22 protein-coding genes are annotated in these 23,465 nt (G+C 41.4%); 17 read left to right on the forward strand and 5 right to left on the reverse strand.

The window, feature by feature from the left end; translation table 11 throughout:
* Positions 1–126: 126 nt before the first annotated feature.
* From HXT26_RS02320 to HXT26_RS02335, 4 genes are all read right to left on the reverse strand, one after another.
* Positions 127–576, reverse strand: a complete 450-nt coding sequence (locus HXT26_RS02320; protein WP_004106525.1) for a Panacea domain-containing protein — start codon at positions 574–576, stop codon at positions 127–129.
* Positions 577–711: 135 nt separating this feature from the next.
* The gene (locus tag HXT26_RS02325; RefSeq protein WP_422112068.1) at positions 712–1,644 is read right to left on the reverse strand and encodes a LysR family transcriptional regulator; all 933 of its coding nucleotides are present in this window, start codon (positions 1,642–1,644) and stop codon (positions 712–714) included.
* Positions 1,645–1,826: 182 nt separating this feature from the next.
* Positions 1,827–2,477 (reverse strand): HAD family hydrolase, encoded by a 651-nt coding sequence (locus HXT26_RS02330; RefSeq protein WP_422112069.1) that lies wholly within the window; start codon positions 2,475–2,477, stop codon positions 1,827–1,829.
* A 98-nt stretch (positions 2,478–2,575) separates the two neighbouring features.
* Positions 2,576–3,712, reverse strand: a complete 1,137-nt coding sequence (locus tag HXT26_RS02335; protein ID WP_112928669.1) for an ADP-dependent NAD(P)H-hydrate dehydratase — start codon at positions 3,710–3,712, stop codon at positions 2,576–2,578.
* A gap of 471 nt (positions 3,713–4,183) precedes the next feature.
* Here HXT26_RS02335 and HXT26_RS02340 point away from each other — a divergent pair, with 471 nt between their 5' ends.
* From HXT26_RS02340 to HXT26_RS02410, 15 genes are all read left to right on the forward strand, one after another.
* Complete coding sequence (locus tag HXT26_RS02340; RefSeq protein ID WP_410299661.1) at positions 4,184–5,365, forward strand: metal ABC transporter substrate-binding protein; 1,182 nt, start codon at positions 4,184–4,186, stop codon at positions 5,363–5,365.
* Between the two features lie 144 nt (positions 5,366–5,509).
* Positions 5,510–6,232: a metal ABC transporter ATP-binding protein gene (locus HXT26_RS02345; RefSeq protein ID WP_004574322.1), complete on the forward strand. Its 723-nt coding sequence runs from the start codon at positions 5,510–5,512 to the stop codon at positions 6,230–6,232.
* Positions 6,233–6,238: 6 nt separating this feature from the next.
* The gene (locus HXT26_RS02350; RefSeq protein WP_004574321.1) at positions 6,239–7,195 is read left to right on the forward strand and encodes a metal ABC transporter permease; all 957 of its coding nucleotides are present in this window, start codon (positions 6,239–6,241) and stop codon (positions 7,193–7,195) included.
* Positions 7,196–8,089: a metal ABC transporter permease gene (locus tag HXT26_RS02355; protein ID WP_004106538.1), complete on the forward strand. Its 894-nt coding sequence runs from the start codon at positions 7,196–7,198 to the stop codon at positions 8,087–8,089.
* A gap of 183 nt (positions 8,090–8,272) precedes the next feature.
* Positions 8,273–10,303, forward strand: coding sequence for a threonine--tRNA ligase (gene thrS / locus HXT26_RS02360; protein ID WP_422112070.1), 2,031 nt, complete (start codon positions 8,273–8,275; stop codon positions 10,301–10,303).
* Between the two features lie 215 nt (positions 10,304–10,518).
* Positions 10,519–11,175, forward strand: coding sequence for a CDP-alcohol phosphatidyltransferase family protein (locus tag HXT26_RS02365; protein ID WP_004106542.1), 657 nt, complete (start codon positions 10,519–10,521; stop codon positions 11,173–11,175).
* Between the two features lie 62 nt (positions 11,176–11,237).
* Positions 11,238–11,996, forward strand: a complete 759-nt coding sequence (locus tag HXT26_RS02370) for a YebC/PmpR family DNA-binding transcriptional regulator (RefSeq protein WP_004106544.1) — start codon at positions 11,238–11,240, stop codon at positions 11,994–11,996.
* A gap of 6 nt (positions 11,997–12,002) precedes the next feature.
* Positions 12,003–12,584 carry a crossover junction endodeoxyribonuclease RuvC gene (gene ruvC, locus HXT26_RS02375; protein ID WP_004106546.1) on the forward strand — a complete coding sequence of 194 codons (582 nt, stop codon included), beginning with the start codon at positions 12,003–12,005 and terminating at the stop codon, positions 12,582–12,584.
* A gap of 87 nt (positions 12,585–12,671) precedes the next feature.
* A complete protein-coding gene (gene ruvA, locus HXT26_RS02380) occupies positions 12,672–13,301 on the forward strand; it encodes a Holliday junction branch migration protein RuvA (protein ID WP_064340661.1) in 630 nt (209 codons plus the stop codon).
* Positions 13,302–13,395: 94 nt separating this feature from the next.
* Positions 13,396–14,400 carry a Holliday junction branch migration DNA helicase RuvB gene (gene ruvB, locus HXT26_RS02385; RefSeq protein WP_217428681.1) on the forward strand — a complete coding sequence of 335 codons (1,005 nt, stop codon included), beginning with the start codon at positions 13,396–13,398 and terminating at the stop codon, positions 14,398–14,400.
* Positions 14,401–14,459: 59 nt separating this feature from the next.
* Positions 14,460–14,858 carry a preprotein translocase subunit YajC gene (gene yajC, locus HXT26_RS02390; RefSeq protein WP_004574313.1) on the forward strand — a complete coding sequence of 133 codons (399 nt, stop codon included), beginning with the start codon at positions 14,460–14,462 and terminating at the stop codon, positions 14,856–14,858.
* 140 nt (positions 14,859–14,998) lie between these two features.
* Positions 14,999–15,580 carry an adenine phosphoribosyltransferase gene (locus tag HXT26_RS02395; protein ID WP_004574311.1) on the forward strand — a complete coding sequence of 194 codons (582 nt, stop codon included), beginning with the start codon at positions 14,999–15,001 and terminating at the stop codon, positions 15,578–15,580.
* An 89-nt stretch (positions 15,581–15,669) separates the two neighbouring features.
* Entirely contained in the window at positions 15,670–17,043 is a 1,374-nt protein-coding gene (locus tag HXT26_RS02400; RefSeq protein WP_410297057.1) for a DUF6350 family protein, read from the forward strand.
* 33 nt (positions 17,044–17,076) lie between these two features.
* Positions 17,077–18,747 (forward strand): bifunctional phosphoribosylaminoimidazolecarboxamide formyltransferase/IMP cyclohydrolase, encoded by a 1,671-nt coding sequence (gene purH, locus HXT26_RS02405; protein WP_101886055.1) that lies wholly within the window; start codon positions 17,077–17,079, stop codon positions 18,745–18,747.
* 141 nt (positions 18,748–18,888) lie between these two features.
* Positions 18,889–19,206 (forward strand): hypothetical protein, encoded by a 318-nt coding sequence (locus HXT26_RS02410; RefSeq protein WP_004574306.1) that lies wholly within the window; start codon positions 18,889–18,891, stop codon positions 19,204–19,206.
* 8 nt (positions 19,207–19,214) lie between these two features.
* Here HXT26_RS02410 and HXT26_RS02415 read toward each other — a convergent pair whose 3' ends face one another.
* Positions 19,215–20,186: an MIP/aquaporin family protein gene (locus HXT26_RS02415; protein WP_116442738.1), complete on the reverse strand. Its 972-nt coding sequence runs from the start codon at positions 20,184–20,186 to the stop codon at positions 19,215–19,217.
* A gap of 245 nt (positions 20,187–20,431) precedes the next feature.
* Between HXT26_RS02415 and HXT26_RS02420 the strand changes: the two genes are divergently transcribed.
* A complete protein-coding gene (locus HXT26_RS02420; protein WP_101886054.1) occupies positions 20,432–21,205 on the forward strand; it encodes a pseudouridine synthase in 774 nt (257 codons plus the stop codon).
* Positions 21,202–23,406: a bifunctional cytidylate kinase/GTPase Der gene (der, locus tag HXT26_RS02425; protein WP_101886053.1), complete on the forward strand. Its 2,205-nt coding sequence runs from the start codon at positions 21,202–21,204 to the stop codon at positions 23,404–23,406. Before HXT26_RS02420 ends, der begins: the two co-directional genes overlap by 4 nt.
* The last annotated feature ends 59 nt before the right edge of the window (positions 23,407–23,465 follow it).

The following is a 23,465-nucleotide window of genomic DNA, read 5'->3' on the forward strand; positions in this document are numbered from 1 at the left end:
CTTCACAATTGAGCCAAATCACGCTTTGAAAGAGCTTGAAATCCTGTTGATTTCAAGCTCGGCCAAAGCGCGCGAGCGCATACTGCGTTACGGTCTCTAGTTGGCGCTCTTCGGACATTCGCGCATTTACACAATAGGATGCTTAATGTAGTAATCTCGCATTGACTTCTTGGAAATTATTTCCTCGCTGCCTTGATTTGCAGATATGCCGATTCTCGCGCGAATCCACGGATCTTCTTTATGTGTTCTTTCGCTGAGCTGATTCCCTGTAAGATTTCCAAGTTTTGCGCACACTTCCTTTATAATCTTCACCTGCTCATATTCTAAAGTTGCGCATCTTTCTGGAAGAGAAATCAGTAGTTCTTCTTTGCGAATTGTGAATCTCCCTCGATGCCTGTTAAATAATTCCAATGAAACTGGACCGTTCGTCCAAGCTTCAAAATCTTCCGGAAATAGCGACAATCCAGTTGTAGCTAAGCTGTGCGCTTGAGAATAATACACAAGCTTTTGCAGTTTCATAGTTGTCATTGGTCCCATAATTTCCAATATTTTTGCCGCTACGTTAATAATACCCACCGCGCACCTCCTTTTTCTTTGCAACAAATTAATAGCGATTTTATGAATGGAAAAAGTGAGCGTCAATTCGATTAAAGAAATGTGGACAACTTTTATTATGCGTATTTTTTGCTTGCGCGTAGTTTTTGACTTGCGTTAATTTTGTGAATCTATAAGCGCGTAGCCATGTCTTACAAGCACAGATTTAAGTTGCGTAAGATAAGCGAGTGAAGCTCTTGAAAGCTTCGTGCGCTCGTTGGTAATCCAGCCAACAAGCATAGTGTCATCACATTCAAGCGGAATAGTGACGATTTTTTCATTGTTTAAATCGCCGTTATCTATTCCAGTGCAAACAGTATAACCATTCAACCCAATAATAAAGTTTAAAATGGTAGCGCGGTCAGAAACGTTGATTTTTTTCGGTGGGCGAGTAGGCCAAACAGCCTCTTCTGCGAAGAAGAAACTTCCTTCTTCTCCCTGTTCGTATTGAATAAACGGGTACGGTTTTAAATCTTCCAAGCTCAAGCTTTTTCGCACTGCAAGCGGATTGTTTCTAGAAAGAAAAACATGCAATTTTGCACGGAAAAGCGGGTGGAACTCCAAATGTTTTTCACGAAGCAGCTTGCCGATTACATCCTTGTTGTAGTCAGAAAGATAAAGAATTCCAAGGTCTGCGCGCATATCGCTTACTTGCTTAATAATATTTTTTGTGCGTGTCTCGCGAATTGAAAACTCGTATTCATCAGAATGAATACTGCGAATCATATCGACGAATGCTTCAACAGCAAACATATAGTGTTGTGTTGCAACGCTGCATAATTGTGGGCGAGGCTTAGTACTTTTGTATCGTTCTTCAAGAAGATCTGCCTGCTCAATTACTTGTCGAGCGTACGTCAAAAATTCCACTCCATCAGCTGTTAATGCAATTCCTTGAGTGGACCTAGTGAAAATTTCAATGTTAAGTTCTTTTTCAAGCTCTTTTACAGAAGAACTCAATGCTGGTTGTGAAATATATAGTGCTCGTGCTGCTTCGTTCATTGAACCGCAGTCAACGATTTTTACAATATATTTCAGTTGTAGCAAAGTCATACGAGCTTCTTTCGTGAGCTAAAAGTTACGATAATCATCAAAAATCACATAAATGAACCGCTAACGAATCTAGCAAAAGGTATAGGCATAACTTAATTTTTAGTTGCCATAACCATAGTTTCACATAACCATAGTCTCATACATGATCTTAGTAATATAAGCTAAATATTTAAGCAATATTATTAAAGATTTACTCCCACTGAAGCTAAATCCTTACGCGCCTGCTCTGCGGTTGTAAAAACAAAGCCATGCATGCCAACTCTATGAGCTCCATCAATATTTGCTGGTTTGTCGTCGAAGAAAACAGTTGTTTGCGGATTCAATCCAAATCTACTTATAGCAAGTTCAAAAATTTCCGGTTCTGGCTTATGCAAATGCTCAACACCGGAAATAATAGTTCCTTGTAAAAGAGTAGAAAGTTCTGGGAATTTACGTAAAGCAAGTGGGAAAGTTTCTTTAGACCAATTCGTTAAGCCCCACACGCCGTATCCAGCTTTACGCAGATCATGCAATAAATCAACCATTCCAGGCATCATGCGCGTCAAAACTTGGTCATAATGAGCACAATACCAACGGAAAGCTTCAGCAAGTTCGCTTCCAAAGCGACGTTCGTATTCAGGCATAAGATCTTTCAAAAGCTCGCCGCCATCCATGCGGTCCTCAAATTCATAGAACCCGGCTAAATCGTTCTTTCCAAAGCTTCCATTAGGGCAAATAGTATCAACTAAATTCGGGAATTGCTTTTGCAAACAGTTTCGGCAATTCCATTCGAGTAGAACTTTGCAATAGTCAAACATAACGTCATGGATTTCAATATTTTGTGCTTTAGTCATTTGTTTCTACTCCTTCTATTTTGTTTCATACGTTATTTTACATTTGCGTATTTTGTTTCATGCGTTAATTTTGCACGCTATTGATATTATTCTGCGCGCTACTTTATATTAATAAGAATCCCAAGAACATGCGGTAATGCATTTATAATGTCGCTTGCCACAATTGGATGTTCCAAAGTTAAAGCATGCTTTGATTTCACTATGTCTTGCACTAGTTGAGTGTAATTGTTTCCTCCGCTACTGCGTGATGCAAATACTGCGCAAATTCCGTGGATTACAGCTGCGCTCGCTGCAATAAGTGCGTAATTTTTGTTGTTTGCATTGTTGTTGTCGTTCTTGTCGGCGTTTTCGTTATCTTTTTCGTACTGTGCTAGCAATGCTCCTAGAATTCCTGCTAGCACATCTCCTGAGCCTGCAGTTGCTAGCCAAGATGGAGCGTATTGTGCAATATAAATAGGAGAGTGCAGCGATGATGGTGAAGCAACTGCTGTTGTTGCGCCTTTAAGAAGCACAGTTGCTCCAGTAAGATTTGCTGCTTTTTGAGCGTAGTGTGTTGGGTTGCTAGATATTTGTTGTGCGCTTACTTCTAAATCATATCTAGTAAAAAGCGAGCTTAATTCTCCTGCATGAGGTGTGAGAACTACTTTTTCGCAAACTTGTTTTGGTAGTAAGTCTAATGCTCCAGCATCTACGCATATTGGCGGAAGATTGTTATTTAATTGCGTTTCAGCGTTGTCGTTTTCGTTTTTGTTGTCGTTTTCGTTGGAGTATTTTGCAAGTATGCTAGCAATGTATTTTCTTTGAGATAAAGCAGTTTCGTCGTTGCAATGGCTTTCGTCTGGTATGCCGCATCCAACTGTTATTGCGTCTATTTTTCCGTTTAATTGTTCAGATGCTACTACCTCAGGCGATGCTTGCAATACTAAGTTTTGTGCGCGAAGAGGACCTGAATAACGAACCATTCCAATATTTGCATGTATTGCAGCGCTTGTACTTAACACTGCTGCTCCGGGATAGTCGTTTGAACCGGTAATTACGCCTAGAACACCTCTTGAATATTTATTATCGCTTGCGTGAGGCGTGCGCAATGGTGTGGAAGCAAGATGAATATCTACTGATATTTCATTAGTTGCAGAGTTTTTATCGTCAGTGCGTGAACTGTCGGGTTTTGCAATGTAATTCATACCATCTGTATTGCCAAACATAGTATTAAGTGTAATTGCTGTTAAGCACATGCAGAGTTGGCTAAACATGTGTATTATTGTCTAAACTTATGTATTGTTACAATTTGTAAACATTTTGAAAATATTTGTAATTTTTTGTTATTCTGCGTGTCGTGAGTGTTACGGCGTGTCGCTACTAGTTTTGCGTAAAAAATAAACAAAAATGCCTGATTAATAAATTTGTTCAAATGTTATAATCACATTTATTTTTTCGTTGGTATATTAACGTTTTTTAATGCAAGATAAAGCAGAAAGTAGCACGGTCTTTTTTGAAATTTTGCATTATAACAGATGGAAAAGTCGCGAAACGCATTTTTGCAAAAATAATTATATTTTTTCACATTTTTTATTGACCGTCACGCATATTTTTCTTATGCTATAAGCGTTATTGCGAATGATTATTTTTTTCATGAATAGCTTTCATGAGTACCTCTCACAATCAACCCATGCAATAACAGTTAAAGATTCCCGAAAGGAACGAGTGTGAAAACTTCACGAATTTTCGCAACTGCAGCTGCGGTTGCATTATTAGCAACTTCTATGGGTGCTTGCGGCTCTGCAAAAAATGCCGAAAATAAGGCGAAGGGCAATCAAGTAAATGTAGTGGCAACTACAACTCAAATTTGCGATTACGTAACTCAAATCGCTTCAACTGCTGACGCAAAATCTGGATTGAGCCTCAATAAGACTGATTCTCAGGGCAAGAAGTCTGTAATCGGAGCTCCTCAAGACAAAGCAAAGTCAACAATTAATTTGACCTGCTTGCTTGCGCCAAACGCTTCTGCTCATGAGCATGAAATGACTCCAGCTCAATCTAAAGCTCTTTCTAAGGCTGATTTGATGCTCGTTTCTGGTGTAGATCTCGAGCACTTCTTGGATCAAGCTGTGAAAGCTACCGGTTTTAAGGGCACTATGGGGGTAACTTCCGGTATTCTCACTGCTGATGAAATCAAGGATTCAAAGGCTGAGGCTGCTAAGGAAAAGGATCTTCCATACAAGGTTGATCGCGGTATCGCTAAGGTGCATGCTGAAAAGTGGCCATTCCCTCCAGAAGAAGGCGAGAAGGAGCCTGAATTCCAGTACGATCCACATATTTGGACCAGCACGAAGAACACGATGATTCAGGTTAAGAATATCGGTTATTTCCTTGGAAAAGCTCTTCCTAAGAGCAAGTCTGTTTTCGATGAGCATGTTGAAAAGTTCGTTAAGTCTTTGACTGATTTGGATGCTTGGGCAACTAAAGCTTTGAATAGTGTGCCACAAAAGCATCGTGTTCTTTTCACTTCTCACGATGCCTTTGGCTACTTCTCTCGTGACTACAATGTGAAGTTCATTGGTGCAGCACTTTCTGATTTCAACAGCCAGCAGGATGCTACTGCAGATCATATTCAGAAAGCTGCAGAAGATGTCAAGAAGTCCGGAGCTGTTGCGATTTTTGCTGAGAATTCTAACAATTCCAAGTCTATCAAGGCTGTTGCTGCAGCAGCAGGAGTAAAGGCTGTTATTGGCGACGACGCACTTTATGGAGATTCGCTTGGACCAGTCGGATCTGCCGGAGAAACTTACATCGGTTCCATTGTTCACAATGTTGAAACATTGGTGAAAGCTTGGAATGGTAATGTTCCTGAACTTCCAGATTCAGTTAAGACTGCATTGAAGAAGTGACATATAAATAACAGTAAAAATAATAGTATCGTAACAGTAACTTTAATAGCGAAAGTTTAATAGCGAAAGCAGGAAGTTACTGTTACGAATACTTATTAATAAACTGAAAAGACTGGAAATATAGTGAATAAGAGCGTCCTTGCAATGAAAAATTGCGACCTGGCATACGGTTATAAAACTGTAGTGACTGGTATTAATGGCAGTGTGCAAGCCGGGGAAGCTTTGGCTTTAATAGGTCCAAATGGTTCTGGAAAAACAACGTTTTTGCAGGCTATTATTGGTATCGTGCGCGTAAGTCGCGGTGAACTGAAAATGCCTAAGGCTTTGTCTATTGGATATGTGCCACAGCAGGTTGATTTGGATTTAACATTCCCTATTACTGCACGGCAAGTTGTTGCAATGGGCTTAAGTAGACAGACAGGTTTTCTTGGATTGCTTAAAAAAGATCAGAAAAAAGCTGTTGAGGATGCTCTTAATCATGTTGGTTTATTAAATCGTGCAGATGTGCGATTTGGTGACCTTTCTGGCGGTCAGCGCCAACGCATTCTTCTTGCGCGCGCTATTGTTGCAAAGCCAACGCTTATTTTGCTCGACGAACCTTTTAATGGTCTTGATGAACCGAATCGCCGAGAACTTCTTAATATTATGAAATCAGCAAAGCAAGAAGGTATTGCTTTTGTTGTGTCTACGCATGATTTAGTTATTGCAGATGCTATTTGTGAAAAAGCGCTACTTTTAGCTGGCAAGCAGATTGCTTTTGGTGCGCTTAAAGAAGTAATGACTAAAGAAAATATTACTCGCGCATATGGTGGAAGCATGCCTGCTGCTTCTGCAGGTCTTACTTTTTCGGAAATTGCGGAAGGCTGATTTTCAATGCTTGCCCAATTAGTTGAGTCATTAAGAGAAGCTCTGGAACCAATTCCAGGTTTTGATTTTATTGCTTCTGCTCCTTATATTTTTCGCCCGTTCTGCTTACTTATAGTTCTGTCTATAGCTAGCGGAATCGTTGGTGTATTCGTGAACTTGAGATGTGCTGAATTTAATGCGGAAGCTATTGTGCATGGCATATTTCCTGGAATTGTTGTAGGCGCTTTGTACGGTGGCATAGATCAAATTATTCCTGGTGCTGCAATTTGTTCAGTATTTTTAGTTGCTGCGTTAGTGTGGGCTTCTCGTTCAGCTCGCATAAATGAATCGATTATCGCAACTGTTTTAACTACTTTCTTTGCTCTTGGTGTAGTAATTTCACTAAAAAAAGGTGATATGTCAGGTCAGCTCGAGGCGTTGATGTTTGGTAGGCTGCTTGATGTCACTGATGAGCGAATGACTCAAGCAATGTGGATTTGCTTGTTTGCAATTATTGTGCTTTTGGCAACTTGGAAACAGCAGATTATTGTTGCTTTCGATCGAGCAAGTGCTCCATTAATGGGAGTGCATACTCTTTTTGTAGATATTGTTCTTAACGTTGGTATTGCTGCGGTTGTTGTTTCTGCATCTTCAGCTGTTGGCGTTCTTCTTGTGATCGGATACCTTATTATTCCAGGAGCTAGTGCTCGTTTAGTGTCTAGAACAGTTGGGCGCATGGTTGCAGTTGGTATTTTTGTTGGTATTGCTGGAGTTGTTCTTGGTATGTACGTTATGAATTTGGAGCTTGATCATCCTATTTCTCCTCAAGCAGCAATTGCATTAAGCATGTGTGCAATGTTCGTAGTTGTGCTTGTTGTGCGCTGGCTGTTCCAAGTTATTTCATCTATAGTTTTTGCGCATAAAACTCATACAAGCGATAGCGATATGCAAGTTTTAGCAAAATCTTATAAAGGTAGGGCATAGATGGTAAGTATTTGGCAAATTATCGCTCTACCTATAGTTGAAGCAATTGTTGTAGGTGCTCTATGCGGTTTTGTTGGCTCTCTTGCTCTTCTTAATCAGCGAATATTCTTTACTGAATCTATTACTCATGCTGCATTTCCTGGAGCAGTATTAGGTGTAGTTTTAACTTCTGCTTATACAATAGATCAAAATATTTTGTCGCTTGGGCTTTTTGTTGGTGCTGCTGTTGCGTGCGTTGTACTTTCCTTAGTAATGTATGCACTTTCGCATCTTAAAGGCATTTCTTCGCAAGCTGCAGCTGGCATTACTTTAACTGTCGGCTTTGCTAGTGGATACTTTTTAAATAAGTGGTTTGCTCCATTGCCATTGCGTATTGAGGGATTTTTAACTGGATCATTGCTTAATTGCACTCCTGCAGATGTGATTTCAGCCTCTGTTGCTTTCTTACTTGTTTTGGGATTATGGGTTTTTAATTCTGCTAATCTTGTGCATTGCTCGTTTGACCCTATTAATTACCGTGCTGCAGGCGGAAGATCAGGTTTTATACAGGGCATGGTTCTTGCTTTGATTATTATTACTGTTTCCGTTATTATTCCAGCAGTTGGTACAGTTGTTTCAGTATCTCTTATTGCTGCTCCTGCTGCAGCATTAAAGGGAAGAATTGCTTCTATAAATAAATTCGTGCTTGCATGCGTAATTACTGCTGTTTCGATTGCTTTAATTGGACTAGCTTTGGCTGTAATACTGAAACTTTCTGCCGGCGGCACTATTGCTATCGTAGCTGGAGCTTTCTTCTTAATAGTCAAGATTGGTGAAAGTATTTTTATAAAAATTAATGATTTTTCATCAAGATTGCATGCAAGGCGAGAAAAAGTAGCCGAAAACGCTATTTAGCAAAAGTGCCTTAAAAGTCGTTCTGTTGTCCTAGAATATCAACGAATTGCGCGTGAAAAATGCGTGCGATTGACGTCGTTTTTTGCGCGTTTTATTTATGTTTTAATCGCGTAAGTTTATCGACGCCACACAAGTCCAGGTCTGCACATTAGTAACGCAAGACCCCGATAGAAAAGGACAATTATGGCTGAAAATACCATCTCCATCATCGTAAACAAGGAACGCAAGGAGGTGGATGCAAGCTTCACTGGCGCCCAACTTTTCGCGGAAGATAAGAATATTATTGCCGTGCGTTTAAATGGCGAGTTGCGTGATTTGTACACGCCTCTTCATGACGGCGATACCGTGGAATCAGTAGCACTTGATAGTGAAGATGGCATCGCAATCATGCGTCATTCCGCTACTCACGTGATGGCTCAAGCTGTTCAAGAAATTCGACCAGACGCAAAGTTGGGCGTAGGTCCTGTAATTAAAGACGGCTTCTACTATGATTTCGATGTTGATACTCCATTTACGCCAGACGATTTGAAGCAAATCGAAAAGCATATGCAGCGCATTATTAAAGAGTCTCAAAGCTTCCGTCGTCGCGTTGTAACTGAAGATGAAGCGCGCGCTGAAGAAGCAAATCAACCTTATAAGTTGGAGTTGATTGGGGATAAGGAAGCTGCTCTTGATCCGGCTGCTGCTGGCGAAATTAGCAAGCATGAGCTTAGCATGTACGACAATTTGGATCGCGAAGGCAATAAAGTTTGGAGCGATTTGTGCCGTGGGCCTCATTTGCCAAACACTCGCTATATTAAGGCTTTTAAGCTTGAGCGTGTTGCTGCAGCTTACTGGCGTGGCTCGGAGCATAATCCTATGCTTCAGCGCATTTACGGAACTGCTTGGCCTAGTAAGGAAGAGCTTAAAGCTTATACAACTCGCATGGAAGAAGCTGCTAAGCGCGATCATCGTAAGCTCGGTCAAGAGATGGATTTGTTCTCATTCCCAGATGAGATTGGTCCAGGCTTAGCAGTGTTCCATCCAAAAGGTGCTGCAATTATTAACGCAATGGAAGATTATTCCCGCGAACAGCATCGCAAGCATCACTACAGCTTCGTACAAACTCCGCACATTACTAAGGGCGGCTTGTATGAGACTTCCGGTCACTTGCAGTGGTACAAGGATGGCATGTATCCTCCAATGAAGCTTGACGAAGAGCGCGACGAAAACGGTAACGTAACTCGCCAAGGTGCTGACTACTACTTGAAGCCAATGAACTGCCCAATGCATAACTTGATCTTCAAGTCTCGCCAGCGTTCTTATCGCGAGCTTCCTTTGCGCTTGTTTGAGTTTGGTACTGTGTATCGCTACGAAAAGTCTGGCGTTGTGCATGGGTTAACTCGTGTTCGTGGCTTGACTCAGGATGATTCGCATATTTACTGCACTCGCGAGCAAATGCGCGATGAGTTGAAGAGCTTGCTTAACTTTGTGCTTGGTCTTCTTAAAGACTTCGGTTTGAACGATTTCTACTTGGAGCTTTCCACTAAGGATGAGCACAAGTTCGTTGGTTCCGACGAGATTTGGGAAGAAGCAACTAATACTTTGGCAGAGGTTGCTAAAGAGTCTGGTTTGGAACTCGTGGACGATCCAGGTGGAGCTGCATTCTACGGCCCGAAGATTTCCGTGCAAGCTCGCGATGCAATCGGCCGCACTTGGCAGGTTTCTACTATTCAGCTCGACTTCAACTTGCCTGAGCGCTTTAAGTTGGAATACATTGCGGCTGACGGTAGCCACCAGCGTCCTGTGATGATTCACCGCGCACTCTTTGGCTCTATTGAGCGTTTCTTCGCTATTTTGCTTGAGCACTATGCAGGCGCATTCCCAGCATGGTTGGCTCCAGTCCAGGTGACTGGCGTTCCTGTTGCAGATGAGTTCGCTCCACACTTGCAAAAGTTGATTAGCGATTTGGAAGAGAATATGGTTCGTTGCGAAATGGACAACTCTGACGATCGCTTCGGCAAGAAGATTCGTAACGCTTCTAAGTCTAAAGTGCCTTTCACTTTGATTGCTGGCGAAGAGGATGTGAACAACAATGCTGTGAGCTTCCGCTTCCGCGATGGCAGCCAATTGAATGGCGTTCCTGTTTCGCAAGCTAAAGAGTGGATTTTGTCCATCATTAAGCAGCGCGTTCAGGTCAATACTGCAGAAGATTTTGAGCGCTACACTAAGTAGCATAAGCTATTTAAGTTATGTAACTTAAATAACGTTACTTAAGCAGCACAGTTTCGCTTGAAAATTAAATTGCAATAAATAAACGAAATAAGCAAAAGCCCACACTTCTTAAAGTTGTGTGGGCTTTTGTGTGTATTACAGCCGATTGACTAATATGGGATTGTTTATTGAACCCAAGTTTTATTTGCTTGATTACGCTAGGAAGGTTGCATTCAATGTTGGAATCATTACGCAGTGGGTTTAAGCGCACTATTTCTCCAATTGCAAAATTGCTAGTCCGATTAGGCATAAGTGCTAACTGTGTAACAATTGTCGGCACAATAGCTGTAGTTATTATTGCTTTTGTTACTGCTTTTACTAAACAGTTTGTTGTTGGCACTATATTTTTAACTATTTTTGTGCTTGCAGACAGTTTAGATGGTTCTGTTGCTGCTTTGACAACAGGCGGCACAAAATTTGGTGCATTTCTTGACTCAACTCTCGATCGTATTGCAGACTGGTCATTGTTTTCCTCGGTATGCATTTGTTTGTATAACTCTCATGAAAAAGATATGTGCACTTGGATTTCAACTTTGAATGGCAATGCAATAAAGTATGTAGGATTATTAAGCTGTTTGGTTGCTCTTATGGCAGCTTTCGTAACTTCATACACTCGCGCTCGCGGTCAGTCAATAAATGTAGATCCTAAAAAAGGTTTAATAACTCGTGCAGATAGAGTTGCTGTGATTCTTGTTGCTATGGGGCTTGTTGGTCTTACAAATCAACTTTTTTGGTTGAGTTTTGCTATGATTCTGCTTGCTATTGGCGGTATTATTACAGTTTTCCAGCGTATTTTTGAAGTAAAGCATGGGCTTGATATAAAAGATAAATAAAATTTGTCGCGAAAGCGCAATAAAATCGTTTCGTTTGGTTAACTGTACGTTTTAGGAGTATCATGTCAGGTCATTCCAAGTGGGCGACTACAAAGCACAAGAAGGCCGCTATCGACGCAAAGCGTGGCAAGCTTTTTGCCAAGCTTATTAAGAACATTGAAATTGCTGCACGTTTGGGTGGTGGCGATCCTGATGGTAACCCTACGCTGTACGATGCCATCGTTAAAGCCAAGAAGGCTTCCATGCCTGCTGACAACATCAAGCGCGCTGTAAAGCGTGGTTCTGGTGAAGAAGCTGGCGGCGCAAACTATGAAGAAATCGTTTACGAAGGTTACGCTCCTGCAGGTGTTGGATTGATTATTGAATGCCTTACTGATAACCGTAATCGTGCTGCTGCTGATGTGCGTTCAACTCTTACTAAGGGCAACGGTTCTTTGGCGACAAGCGGTTCCGTGAGCTTCAACTTCGAACGTAAAGGTTTGATTGAGGTTCCATCCGAAGGCGTTGACTACGATAAGCTTTTCGAAGTTGCAGCTGAAGCTGGAGCTGAAGATGTTGCTGATGATGGTGATGTTTATTCTGTTTACACCAATTCCAGTGATTTGGTAACTGTGCGTAAGGCTTTGCAGGAAGCTGGTTTCGACTATGATTCTGCAGATATCATTATGCATCCAAACAATGAGGTTGAATTAAGCTTCGAAGATGCTCAAAAAGTTTCTCGCTTAATCGATAATCTCGATGACTTGGACGATGTTCAGAATATTTACAGCAACTGGACCGCTTCAGATGAGGTTATGGCTCAGCTTGAGGAAGATGAATAGTCTCCTATGATGATTTTGGGCGTTGACCCCGGGCTTACTCGCTGCGGGGTCGGCGTGATTGAAGCCGGCGTCTCGCGTCGGCTTTCTTTTATTCACGTCGATGTGTTGAGGTCTGAGCCTGATCTTTCGCAAGATTTGCGACTTTTAAAGATTTATAACGGATTAGTTGAAAAAATTGAGCGTTTTTCGCCTGATACTGTGTCTATTGAACGTGTTTTTGCGCAAGAAAATCGAAATACTGTTCTTGGCACTGCACAGGTTGCTGGTATCGCAATGCTTGCTGCAGCACAGCGCAATATTCCTGTTGCTTTACACACTCCTACTGAAGTTAAACTTGCTGTAGCTGGAAACGGAAAAGCTCAAAAACCTCAAGTAGAGCGCATGGTAGCGCGATTACTTGGTCTTAATGTTTTGCCTACTCCTGCTGATGCTGCCGACGCTTTAGCTCAAGCTATTTGTCATGCTCTTCGTCCTTCTGGTGCTTTGCAAGGTGGCGAGCGCGAGCAGCATCTAACTGCTGCACAGAAACAATGGGCTTTAGCTCAAGCTCAGGCGCGTAAATCTTCTTCTGTCGTTCGAGACATGTAGGATATTAATAGAACAGATGTTCTATTATAATTGTATTTGACTTTATGTGCTTTAAGTTATGAGTTTTTGTTAAGTAGGAGTGAGCTTATGATTGGAATGCTTGTTGGGCAAGTTGCGTCAATTGATGCTCGTTCTGCGCTTATTGTTGTTTCTGGAGTTGGCTACGAGACTTATATGCCTTCTCAAGATTTGTCTTCTTTGCATGAAGGGCAGGAAGTTCGCGTTTATACGTCGCTTCAAGTTTCGCAAGATGCTTTAACTCTTTATGGTTTTACAACTCAAGCTGCTAAACGAATGTTTTTGCAAGTGCAAAAAGTTAGTGGAATTGGTCCTAAAGTTGCTCTTTCTATGCTTTCAACTTTGAATGTTGATCGTCTTTTACAAGCTATTTCTGAGGGAGATGTAACTTCTCTTTCTTCTGCGCCTGGTTTAGGGAAAAAGGGTGCGCAGAAGATTATTTTGGAATTGAAGGGTTCTCTTGATCCTTCAATACTGGCAGATAGTTCTAATGATTCTACTCAATCTAATAAGCAGATTGTTGATTCTAGCGTGCAATGCGTCATAGAGGGTCTTGTTTCATTGGGTTGGAGACAAGTTGACGCTCAAAGAGCAGTTGAGCAAGTCTGTGCAGAGAATAATATTTCAACTCCTATATCTGATGCAGATTTGCCTAATGTCTTACGAATGGCATTAGCTTCACTTGATAGAGGTAGGTAATCATGTTTGTAAAGAATCTAGTATTGGGGGAGTTGAAGTGAGTGAAAAGTATGCTTCTGCGCTAAATACTGGTGTTGCTGAAGAATCCTTACGCATGGTTTCTTCAACTCCTTTAGGAAATGAGCAACTCAGTGATGAGGAGCTTCGTCCTCACGCATTAGAAGGTTTTATTGGCCAACCAGTTTTAAAAGCGCAATTGCAACTGTTTTTAGATGCTGCTAAAAAGCGTGATGTTGCGCCTGACCATATGTTATTGGCAGGCCCTCCTGGATTGGGAAAAACTACATTAGCAATGATTGTTGCTAATGAATTGCAAGTTCCTATTCGAATTACTTCAGGTCCTGCTATCCAGCATGCTGGAGATTTAGCTTCTATACTAAGCGCGCTTGATGCAGGTGAAGTGTTGTTTATTGACGAAATTCATCGTTTGCCTCGTGCTGCAGAAGAGTTGCTTTATATTGCTATGGAAGATTTTCGCGTTGACGTTATGGTGGGTAAAGGTCCTGGCGCCTCATCAATACCGTTAACTCTTCCTCGTTTTACTGTAGTGGGAGCTACCACTAGGGAAGGAATGTTGCCTTCTCCATTGCGTGCTCGTTTTGGTTTTACTGCTCATCTTGATTTTTATCCTCACGAAGAGCTTGAAAAACTTATTGAACGATCTGCTAAAGTCTTAGGGATTCGTCTTGTTGATCAAGCTGCTAAAGAGCTATCATTGCGCTCTCGTGGCACTCCTCGTATAGCGAATCGTTTGTTGAGGCGTGTCAGAGATTGGGCTATTGTGCATGATTTGTCAGAAGTAAATCATGAAGCTGTTGTTGAAGCGTTAGCTTTATACCAGATTGATACGCAAGGTCTTGATCGACTTGATATTGCAGTTTTGAAGGCTATGGTTTGTCAGTTTAACGGTGGACCGGTTGGTCTTAATAATTTAGCTGCAATGGTTGGTGAAGAAGCTGAAACTGTTGAAACAGTATGTGAACCATATTTAGTGCGTGAAGGATTCTTAATTCGCACTCCTAAAGGTCGTGTTGCAACTAGTAAAGCTTGGAAACATTTGGGCTTTAAAGAGCCTAGTAATGTCAGTGAGCTAGCTTAAAATAATTAACTTGGACGGCATTTCGACCGTCTTAGGGTTGGATACTTAAGGAGTTTACTTTGCCTCAATTTTTCCAGCAGTATGGCATGCTTATTATTCTCGTTGTAGCAATGGTTTGCATGATGATGTTCCAGACTCGCAATGCTAAGAAGCGTCAAGCTGAAATGCGTTCCTTCCATGAATCTTTGGAGCCAGGCACTGAAATTATTACAATTGGCGGCATTATCGGCAAGATTGTAAGCGTAGATACGCAGTATGAAGAGATTGTCATCGATTCAGAAGGTAGCTTGATGCGAGTATCTTTCCGCGCTGTAAACAGATTGTATGTGCGTCCAGCGTTTATTAGCGATGAAGAGGCAGAAGCTGCACAAGCAGAAGAAGCTAAGCAGGATGATGCAAATAAGTCTGTAAACGAAGATAACAAGCCAGTATCAGAATCTGCAGAATCTGAAAAGTAATAACTTTTATTTCATAAATTTATAATTTAATACTTAAGTCGTGATGTGTGAGTCAGCGCATGTCTCACACATCATGCGAATATGTGACATTCTTTCCATATTCCAATAACAAGTCTTGTGAAGAAAAGAACGTTAGAATTATGACAGCAACGGATATTACAGTGAAAACGTTGAAAACAGTAAGTAACGATGACGCCGCTTATCTTGCTTCTTTGATTCGTACCGTTCCAGGATTCCCTAATCCTAGTATTATATTTCGTGATTTTCTTCCTATATTTTCAAATGCTCGCTCTTCGCGAATTCTTATTGATTCTTTGATTGATGCATTGCCTGTACCGGCTGATTCAATTGATTTGATTGCTGGGCTTGAAGCTCGAGGTTTTCTTTTTGGACCATTGTTGGCATCTCGGTTAGGCAAAGGTTTTCTTGCTATTCGTAAAGCTGGTAAGCTACCTCCTCCAGTTATTACTGAGTCGTACATGCTTGAGTATGGTCAGGCAAGTATTGAAATTGAAAACGACGCTATTAAGCCAGGTCAACGTGTGCTTATTGTTGACGATCTTATTGCAACTGGAGGCACTGCAAAAGCTGCTGCAAATATTGTCAAGCGCGCTCAAGGAATAGTTGCAGGTTTTAGTTTTGTTATTGAACTTACAGGTATTAGTGGAATGAGTGAGTTATGCGATTATCCTTGCAGTAGTTTAATTACTATGCCAGCTTAAAAGTTTATTATTATCGCTTATTATTAAAGTAATATCCTATTTAAAGCAATATATTGGTTTTGCACCTAAAAGAATTGAAAGGAAAAGGCATGGTTGAGAAACTTAAGTCATTCTTAATAAACATGTCTAAAGGTGTAATAACTCCTATTATTGTTATTTTTATTTTTTCTCTTACAATAGGTCTTTTCCTATCTCTCACACTTCTTGTGGTTTCTATCGAAGAGGGAGCAGGCAATCTTTCTGAATCTGCAATGTCTATGACTTGGGCTGTGTTTATGTTTGCTCAAGGCGTAGGTATTACTTTTGGCAATTGCATTCTTACGATTATTCCTTTAGGTCTTACTTTTCTACTTATTGCAACACTTGTATGTTTAATTCGCCGTATTCGAGGTGGAGATATAGCATATTTTACTGGGCTTGTAGTCTGGGCTGTTATTAATGCGATACTTTCTCAAAATACGCATGTTACTTTACTGGATTCTACTTTTATTGTTGCTTGTAAATCTTCTTGTATTTATTTAATTTCTTTGCTTATAGCGGTTTTTCCAAGCAGCTCATTGTTTATGTCGTTAAAGCAGCGCTACAAGCAAATGTGCCCTGAGTATATTCAAAAAAATATTCGTATTACTAAGCGTACAGCAGTAATTTTATTTGGTTTATACGCTTTTATTGCGTTAATAACTGTTGTAGTTTGGGCTTGCACAAATTTTGGCTATGTTAATTCATATTTCAATAAATTAGGCATGCAAAATGGTTCTCGTATTCTTACAACTATTGCTTGCTTAGTTTGGCTGCCGAATATTGCTATTTGGGCATTATCTTGGATTTGTGGATCTGGATTTAATATTGGATCTGTTGCACACTTTACTTTAGCAGTTTCTCAGCGTAAATCTTTGCCTCCTATTCCGGTTTTTGGAATATTTCCTGATGCTATTGTTGATGTTATGCATCGCACTGTTTTTTACTCCATAGTTCCAATTTTCTGCTTTATTGTAATGCTTATAACTTTATTGCATAAAAGCGGCTGTGGCTTGCGTTTAAAAAATATTATTGACAAAACCGAGCGTGAGTCTTTTATGTTGAATGCTGTAGAAGCTGCAACTGATAGTGTAGGTGTATCCGCTTTAATTACAATTATGTGGACTGTTGTTTTCTCAATAGCAAATGGTTCATTGGGTGAATGTCGACTTTCTTATATTGGAGTTGACATTATTGAAAGTACTAGGGCTGTTGGTCATCTTACTCTATACGCTTCTGCTGTAGCATGGGTTATTTCGATTTTTAGTATCCTACTTATTTGTGGCGCGCGATATTGCTTTAATCTTATTGCTGCTAGTAAGTCGAATAAACCTGTAAAATCTGCAGAATTAATCGAAAATAAGACTAGTAATAAAAAGAATCAACCTTTGCCTTTGAAAAAAGCTGCTCCTAGGACGGTTTCATCGAAGGCTAAAAGAAAATAATTCCTCACTACTATTTTGGGAAGGAAGGCCGCCGTGCAACAGACACAGAGCAAAGAATCAAACGCAAATGTGCTGATAACCACAGGTGAAAAGCAAATTCGTAGAGTTCTTGTTTCAGTTTTTCATAAAGAGGGACTTGAAATATTAGCTGAAGCATTTAGAAAGGCTGATACTGAAGTAGTTTCAACCGGCTCTACTGCTGCTAAATTGGCTGAACTTGGCGTTCATGTTACTGAAGTTTCTGACGTTACTGGTTTCCCAGAAAGTCTTGATGGAAGAGTGAAGACTTTAGATCCGCATATTCACGCTGGAATTCTTGCAGATATGAGTAATGCTGATCATGTAAAGCAACTTGAAAAGCTAAACATAAAGCCGTTTGATGCTGTAGTAGTTAATTTGTATCCATTCGTAGACACTGTAATGAGCGGTGCTGATAGTGACGCAATTATTGAGAAAATTGATATTGGTGGACCTTCTATGATTCGTGCTGCAGCAAAGAATCATAAGTCTGTTGCCGTTATTACAGATCCTGCAGATTACCAGCTTTTAGCTAATAGAATCGTTTCAGGTGAAGGCTTTAATTTGCAAGAGCGCGAATATTTGGCTGGTAAAGCATTTGCTCATACAGCAGCTTACGATGCTTCTATATCTGAGTGGACAAGTAAAGCATGGCAGAAGCCTGAAAGTTTGAACACAAATGATGAAGAAGATAATCAAAATGCTGAAGCTGTGAAGCTTCCTGCAAACTACACGCGCACTTGGAGTTTAGAGCATACGCTTCGATATGGTGAGAATCCCCATCAGCAAGCAGGATTGTATTTAGATCCTTTGCATAAGGGTGGTTTGGCTCAGGCTGAGCTTCTTGGCGGAAAACCTATGAGCTACAACAATTATGTGGATGCGGATGCTGCTTGGCGTGCAGTTTGGGATTTTGCTCCACAAATTGCGGTTGCTGTTTGCAAGCATAATAATCCTTGCGGCTTGGCAATAGGCGCGACTGCAGTAGAAGCGCACAAAAAAGCTCACGCTTGCGATCCTGTAAGTGCTTACGGTGGTGTGATTGCTGCAAACACTACTGTGACTTTGGAAATGGCAGAAAGTGTGCGCCCAATTTTCACAGAGGTTATTGTGGCTCCAGACTATGAGCCTGAAGCTTTGGAATTGCTTCGCACTAAGAAAAAGAATCTTCGCATTTTGAAGGTTGCAACTCCGCCAGTCTTAGATTTGCAAGTTCATCCTATTGACGGTGGTGCTTTAGTTCAGTCTGCAGATAAGATTGATGCAGTTGGTGATAATCCTGAAAACTGGACGCTTGTTTCTGGAGATCCTGCTGATGCTGACACTTTGCGCGACTTGCAATTCGCGTGGCGTTCGCTTCGTTGTGTAAAGTCTAACGCAATTCTACTTGCGCACGACAATGCTACTGTTGGCATTGGAATGGGGCAGGTTAATCGCGTGGATTCATGCCATTTGGCTGTTGAGCGTGCAAATACTTTGGCTGATGGTGCTGAACGTGCTCGCGGAGCTGTTGCGGCTTCGGATGCTTTCTTCCCATTTGCTGACGGTCCGCAAATTTTGATTGAAGCGGGCGTTCGCGCAATCGTGCAGCCTGGTGGCTCTATTCGCGACGAAGAAGTGTTCGAAGCTGCGCGCAAAGCTGGTGTAACGATGTACACTACCGGTACTCGTCACTTCTTCCACTAAAATTGCTTTAGCTAAGATTCATAGACAAATAAATTAATCAATATTATGGATGCAGCGTTTGTGTACTTCAAGCGCTGCATCTTTGTGTTAGTGCCTAAAACAACTCATGTTTTCTTATCGCGGAGCAGGTATGATACAAGTATGACAGATAGTGAGCATCAGACTAGAAGTGCTAAAACGGAGCATCCGTACGTGTCGGAAAAACGTGAGGGTAAGCCTTATGCTGAATGGATTGTAGCAATTATTATTGCACTTTGCGCATTATTGGCATTTATAGGATATGTAAAAGCCGCCACAGTTGTTATTTCTGTGACGGCTGTACTTCTAGGAGTTATGCGCTTAATTATGCGTCAGCGTAGCCCTTGGAAAGTTCGCTCAGTTGGCTTTGATTCTTTCATAAGTATTACGCTCGGCATAGGTTTGCTTATAACATACGCTTCAATTATATTTTTGCTATAATTTTATTTTTAAAGATTGTTCGCAACGTTATTGTCAGATGCGTTTTGAACGTACTCATAGCTCATATCTGGCGCTGCAGGAGCATCTGCTTTTGTGTCTGCAAAATTTTGTATTGGTGCAGGATTTGTTTCATTTGGTACAGCAAGTTTTTGTGCTGAGTTTGAAAGAAGCTTTGTTAATAGCAAAACTAGGCTAACAAGCGCTGCAGCAAAAATTGGAGCAATCCAGAATACCCACAATTGACTTAGTGGTTTAACTTCCAAATCATGAGAGTTTGCGAATAATGCGATGCCGGTAGAACGAGCAGGATTCAAACCAGCTCCTGTAATTTGATACGTAATGAAAGCGCCAGCTGCGTATGCAATACCGATGTGTGTTGCATAACCGCATTTAGTATTACCTTCATGGTCTGTGCTGCGCAATGCAGTGGCAACAATCAAAATAACAGCAATAACTTCAACTAATAACGCAGATACTATTCCGAAAGACAAGTTTATTTCTTTTAGTTGACGTGCAGAAAGGGATGCCTTTTCGAATCCGTTTACTATTGAAACAAACCAATACTTTTTGTCAAAACCTGAGCCTTGACCAACTTGTGACGGATCAATGCTTGAATCCTGCTGAGGAATAATAAGAATAAACAATCCTGCAGCTGCAATAGCACCAAGAACTTGGGCAACAATGTAGCATAATCCTGCAGTGTATGAAGTGCGTCCAGTAAGCATCGAAGCAACTGTTACTGCAGGGTTAAGGTGGCCTCCAGAAACTTTAGATGCAATATATGTCGCTGCAGCATAAGCGATACCAGTGCCGGCGGCAATCATTAAAACGTTGATTCCGTACATTACGGTAGTAAGAGAATAAAAAGTGTAAACAACGAACATCGCTAAAGCTGTAGCAATAAATTCAGTACCAATACGAACAATAAGTGGCGCAGCAGTTTTAGTTGTGCTGCACGGTGTATCTGTAGTTTTAATCATAATTTTCCTTAATTTTAGTTGTGTCGCTTTGTTAATGATTGCAACACAATGAAACCTAGGCTATACTATCACGGCTATGCCATACGGTAACATAGGAAGACGTGGTGTTTTTGATTTATTGCAAATTTAATAAATTGCCACATAAATTAGTAAGTTAATGAGTAATGAATTGCTTATATTGCGTATTCTTAAGTAAATTCTGGCGCAAATATGTATGTAATTCTTTAGGTCACGTTGGGAGAACGATGCCAAACGCATATTCCCGCGCCAATCAGGCGCATTCAGATGACAACAACGCCATTCGACTGCAGAAGCTGCTTGCTGAAGCGGGATTTGGTTCAAGACGTAAGTGTGAAGAGATTATTCTTGACGGGCGTGTTGAAGTAGACGACGAATTGGTTACAACACTTGGTACTCGAGTAGATCCAAAACGTCAAAAAGTGCGCGTTGATGGATCTCGCGTAAAGTTCAACACAAAGCTAGTAACGCTCGCATTGCATAAGCCTAAGCGAGTTCTTAGCGCAATGGACGATCCAAAAGGTCGCTTTACTTTAAGAGATATTGTTGGAGACAAGTACGAGCGAATTTTCCACATGGGACGCTTGGATTACGATTCTGAAGGTCTTATTTTAATGACCAACGATGGCGAGCTAAGCCAGCACGTAATGCACCCAAAGTATGAGGTTGAGAAAACTTATATTGCAACTGTTGAAGGCAAAATCAACGGTATGGTTTGCCGCCGCTTGGTTTCACAAGGTGTAAATCTTGAAGATGGTTGGATTAAGCTCGACCGTTGCGCAATAATCGATCAGAATCACGACACAACCATGGTAAAAGTTGTGTTGCATTCTGGCAGAAATCGTATTGTTCGCAGGATTTTTGGAGCCGTAGGATACCCTGTAAAGCGTCTTGTTCGTACGCAAATTGGCCCTATTAAATTGGGTGACTTAAAAGCTGGATCGTATCGCGTGCTTTCTCAAACAGAAGTGCGCTCGCTTTCTAAGGAGGTTGGCCTGTGATTTGTGTAGCAATTGATGGACCAGCAGGAGTAGGTAAGTCTTCTACTTCTCGTGCTTTAGCGCAATACTATGGTTTTGCGTATTTAGATACGGGTGCAATGTATAGAGCTGCTGCTTGGTGGTGCTTGAAACAAGGTATTGATTTAAGCACGCAACTTGAATTGGATGAAGAAGGAAATCCTGTAAATCCAGCGGATGCTGAACGTTTTAATCAAATTATTGAAGCTGTTGGAGCCTTATTTACTGAAAGTGACGCTGACTTTAGTGTTGATCCTAAGAATCCTGTAGTGACTGTTGAAGGTGAGGATATTAGCGAAGAATTGCGTTCCAGCGAAGTTTCTTCGCATGTGTCTACTGTATCTTCGATTCCTGCAGTTCGCCGTATGCTTATTGCTGCTCAGCGTGCGTATATTGCTTCAGAGTCAGATGAAGATTCTTTCTCTAAAGGTGAGGGAATAGTTGCAGAAGGACGCGATATTACTACTGTTGTTGCTCCTAATGCTCAAGTTCGAGTGCTTCTTACTGCACGCGAAGAAGTGCGTCAAGCTCGCAGAAACAAGCAGAATATTGCGCAAGAAAATTTGCAAAATAATGAATCTAAAAATAATGAATCTGAAGAAGACGATATTCGCGCTCGTGATGCTAAAGATGCTAAAGTTACGCATTTTCTTCAAGCAGCAGACGGTGTTACAACGCTCGATAATTCTGATTTGACTTTTGAGCAGACTCTCGATGCTCTTGTTGAAATGGTTGACGCTGCAATTGAGCAGGATGAGTATGACCGTTATGCTGCTAATCTTGAAGGCTACGATCTTGACGATGAAGATCGTGCGCTTCTTCGAGGCGACGAAGTAAGTCAAGACGATGCAAAAGACTCTAAAGCTGTTGGAGTAATCGCCATTATAGGTCGACCAAACGTTGGAAAATCAACGCTGGTAAATCGTATTTTGGGTCATCGTGTAGCTGTTGTAGAAGATACTCCAGGTGTTACGAGAGATCGCGTAAGCTACGACGCTGAGTGGGCTGGGACCAACTTCAAGCTTGTTGACACTGGCGGCTGGGAAGCAGATGTTGAAGGTATTGATTCTTCTATTGCTCAACAAGCGCAAGTAGCAGTGCGTTTAAGCGATGCTGTGATTTTCCTAGTAGATGGTCAAGTTGGTTTAACAGCTACAGACGAGCGTATTGTTTCAATGCTTCGCGCTGCAGGTAAGCCTATTACTCTGGCAGTTAACAAAGTTGACGACGCTAGAAGCGAGTATTTGACTGCAGAGTTTTGGAAGCTCGGAATGGGTGAGCCTTACGGAATTTCTGCAATGCACGGCAGAGGCGTTGGAGATTTGCTTGATGCAGCGCTCAATTCTTTGAAGAAAGCGAATAAAACTTCAGGATTCTTAACTCCAGAAGGACTTCGCAGAGTTGCTTTAGTAGGTCGTCCAAACGTTGGTAAGTCTTCGCTTTTGAATCATTTAGCTCATGAAGAGCGATCTGTTGTAAACGATTTGGCTGGAACTACTCGTGACCCTGTTGATGAGGTTGTGCGAGTTGACGGCGAGGATTGGCTGTTTATTGACACTGCTGGTATTAAGCGCAGGCAGCACAAGCTTACGGGTGCTGAATACTATTCTTCACTTCGTACGCAAGCTGCGATTGAACGCTCGGAACTTGCTTTGATTCTTTTCGATTCTTCCCAGCCGATTGCAGAGCAGGATTTGAAAGTTATGAGCCAGGCTGTAGACGCGGGTCGAGCAATCGTACTTGTGTTTAACAAATGGGACTTGATGGACGAATTTTCCAGACAGCGCATGGAACGCTTATGGAAAACTGAGTTTGAGCGCGTAACTTGGGCTGAGCGCGTAAATCTTTCCGCAAAAACAGGATGGCATACGAATCGTCTTGCGCGCGCTATGCGAACAGCTTTAGACAGCTGGGATAAGCGCATTCCTACAGGCAAGCTCAACGCTTTCTTAGGGCGTATTCAGTCTGCTCATCCGCATCCTTTGCGAGGCGGAAAGCAAGCGAGAATCTTGTTTGCTACGCAAGCTTCTACGCGCCCACCGCGTTTTGTAATATTCACAACTGGCTTCTTAGAGCACGGATACCGTCGCTTTATTGAGCGTTCTCTTCGAGAAGAGTTTGGATTCGAGGGAACTCCTATTCAAATCTCTGTAAAAGTACGAGATAAGAAGAAGCGCAAGTAAAGCGCAAATAAAGCGTGATTAAGTCAAAGTAAGTTAGGGTTAAGTAAAGTAGGAGCGTA

This window comes from Gardnerella sp. DNF00497B, assembly GCF_049262725.1.
Classification (GTDB): Bacteria; Actinomycetota; Actinomycetes; order Actinomycetales; family Bifidobacteriaceae; genus Bifidobacterium; species Bifidobacterium leopoldii.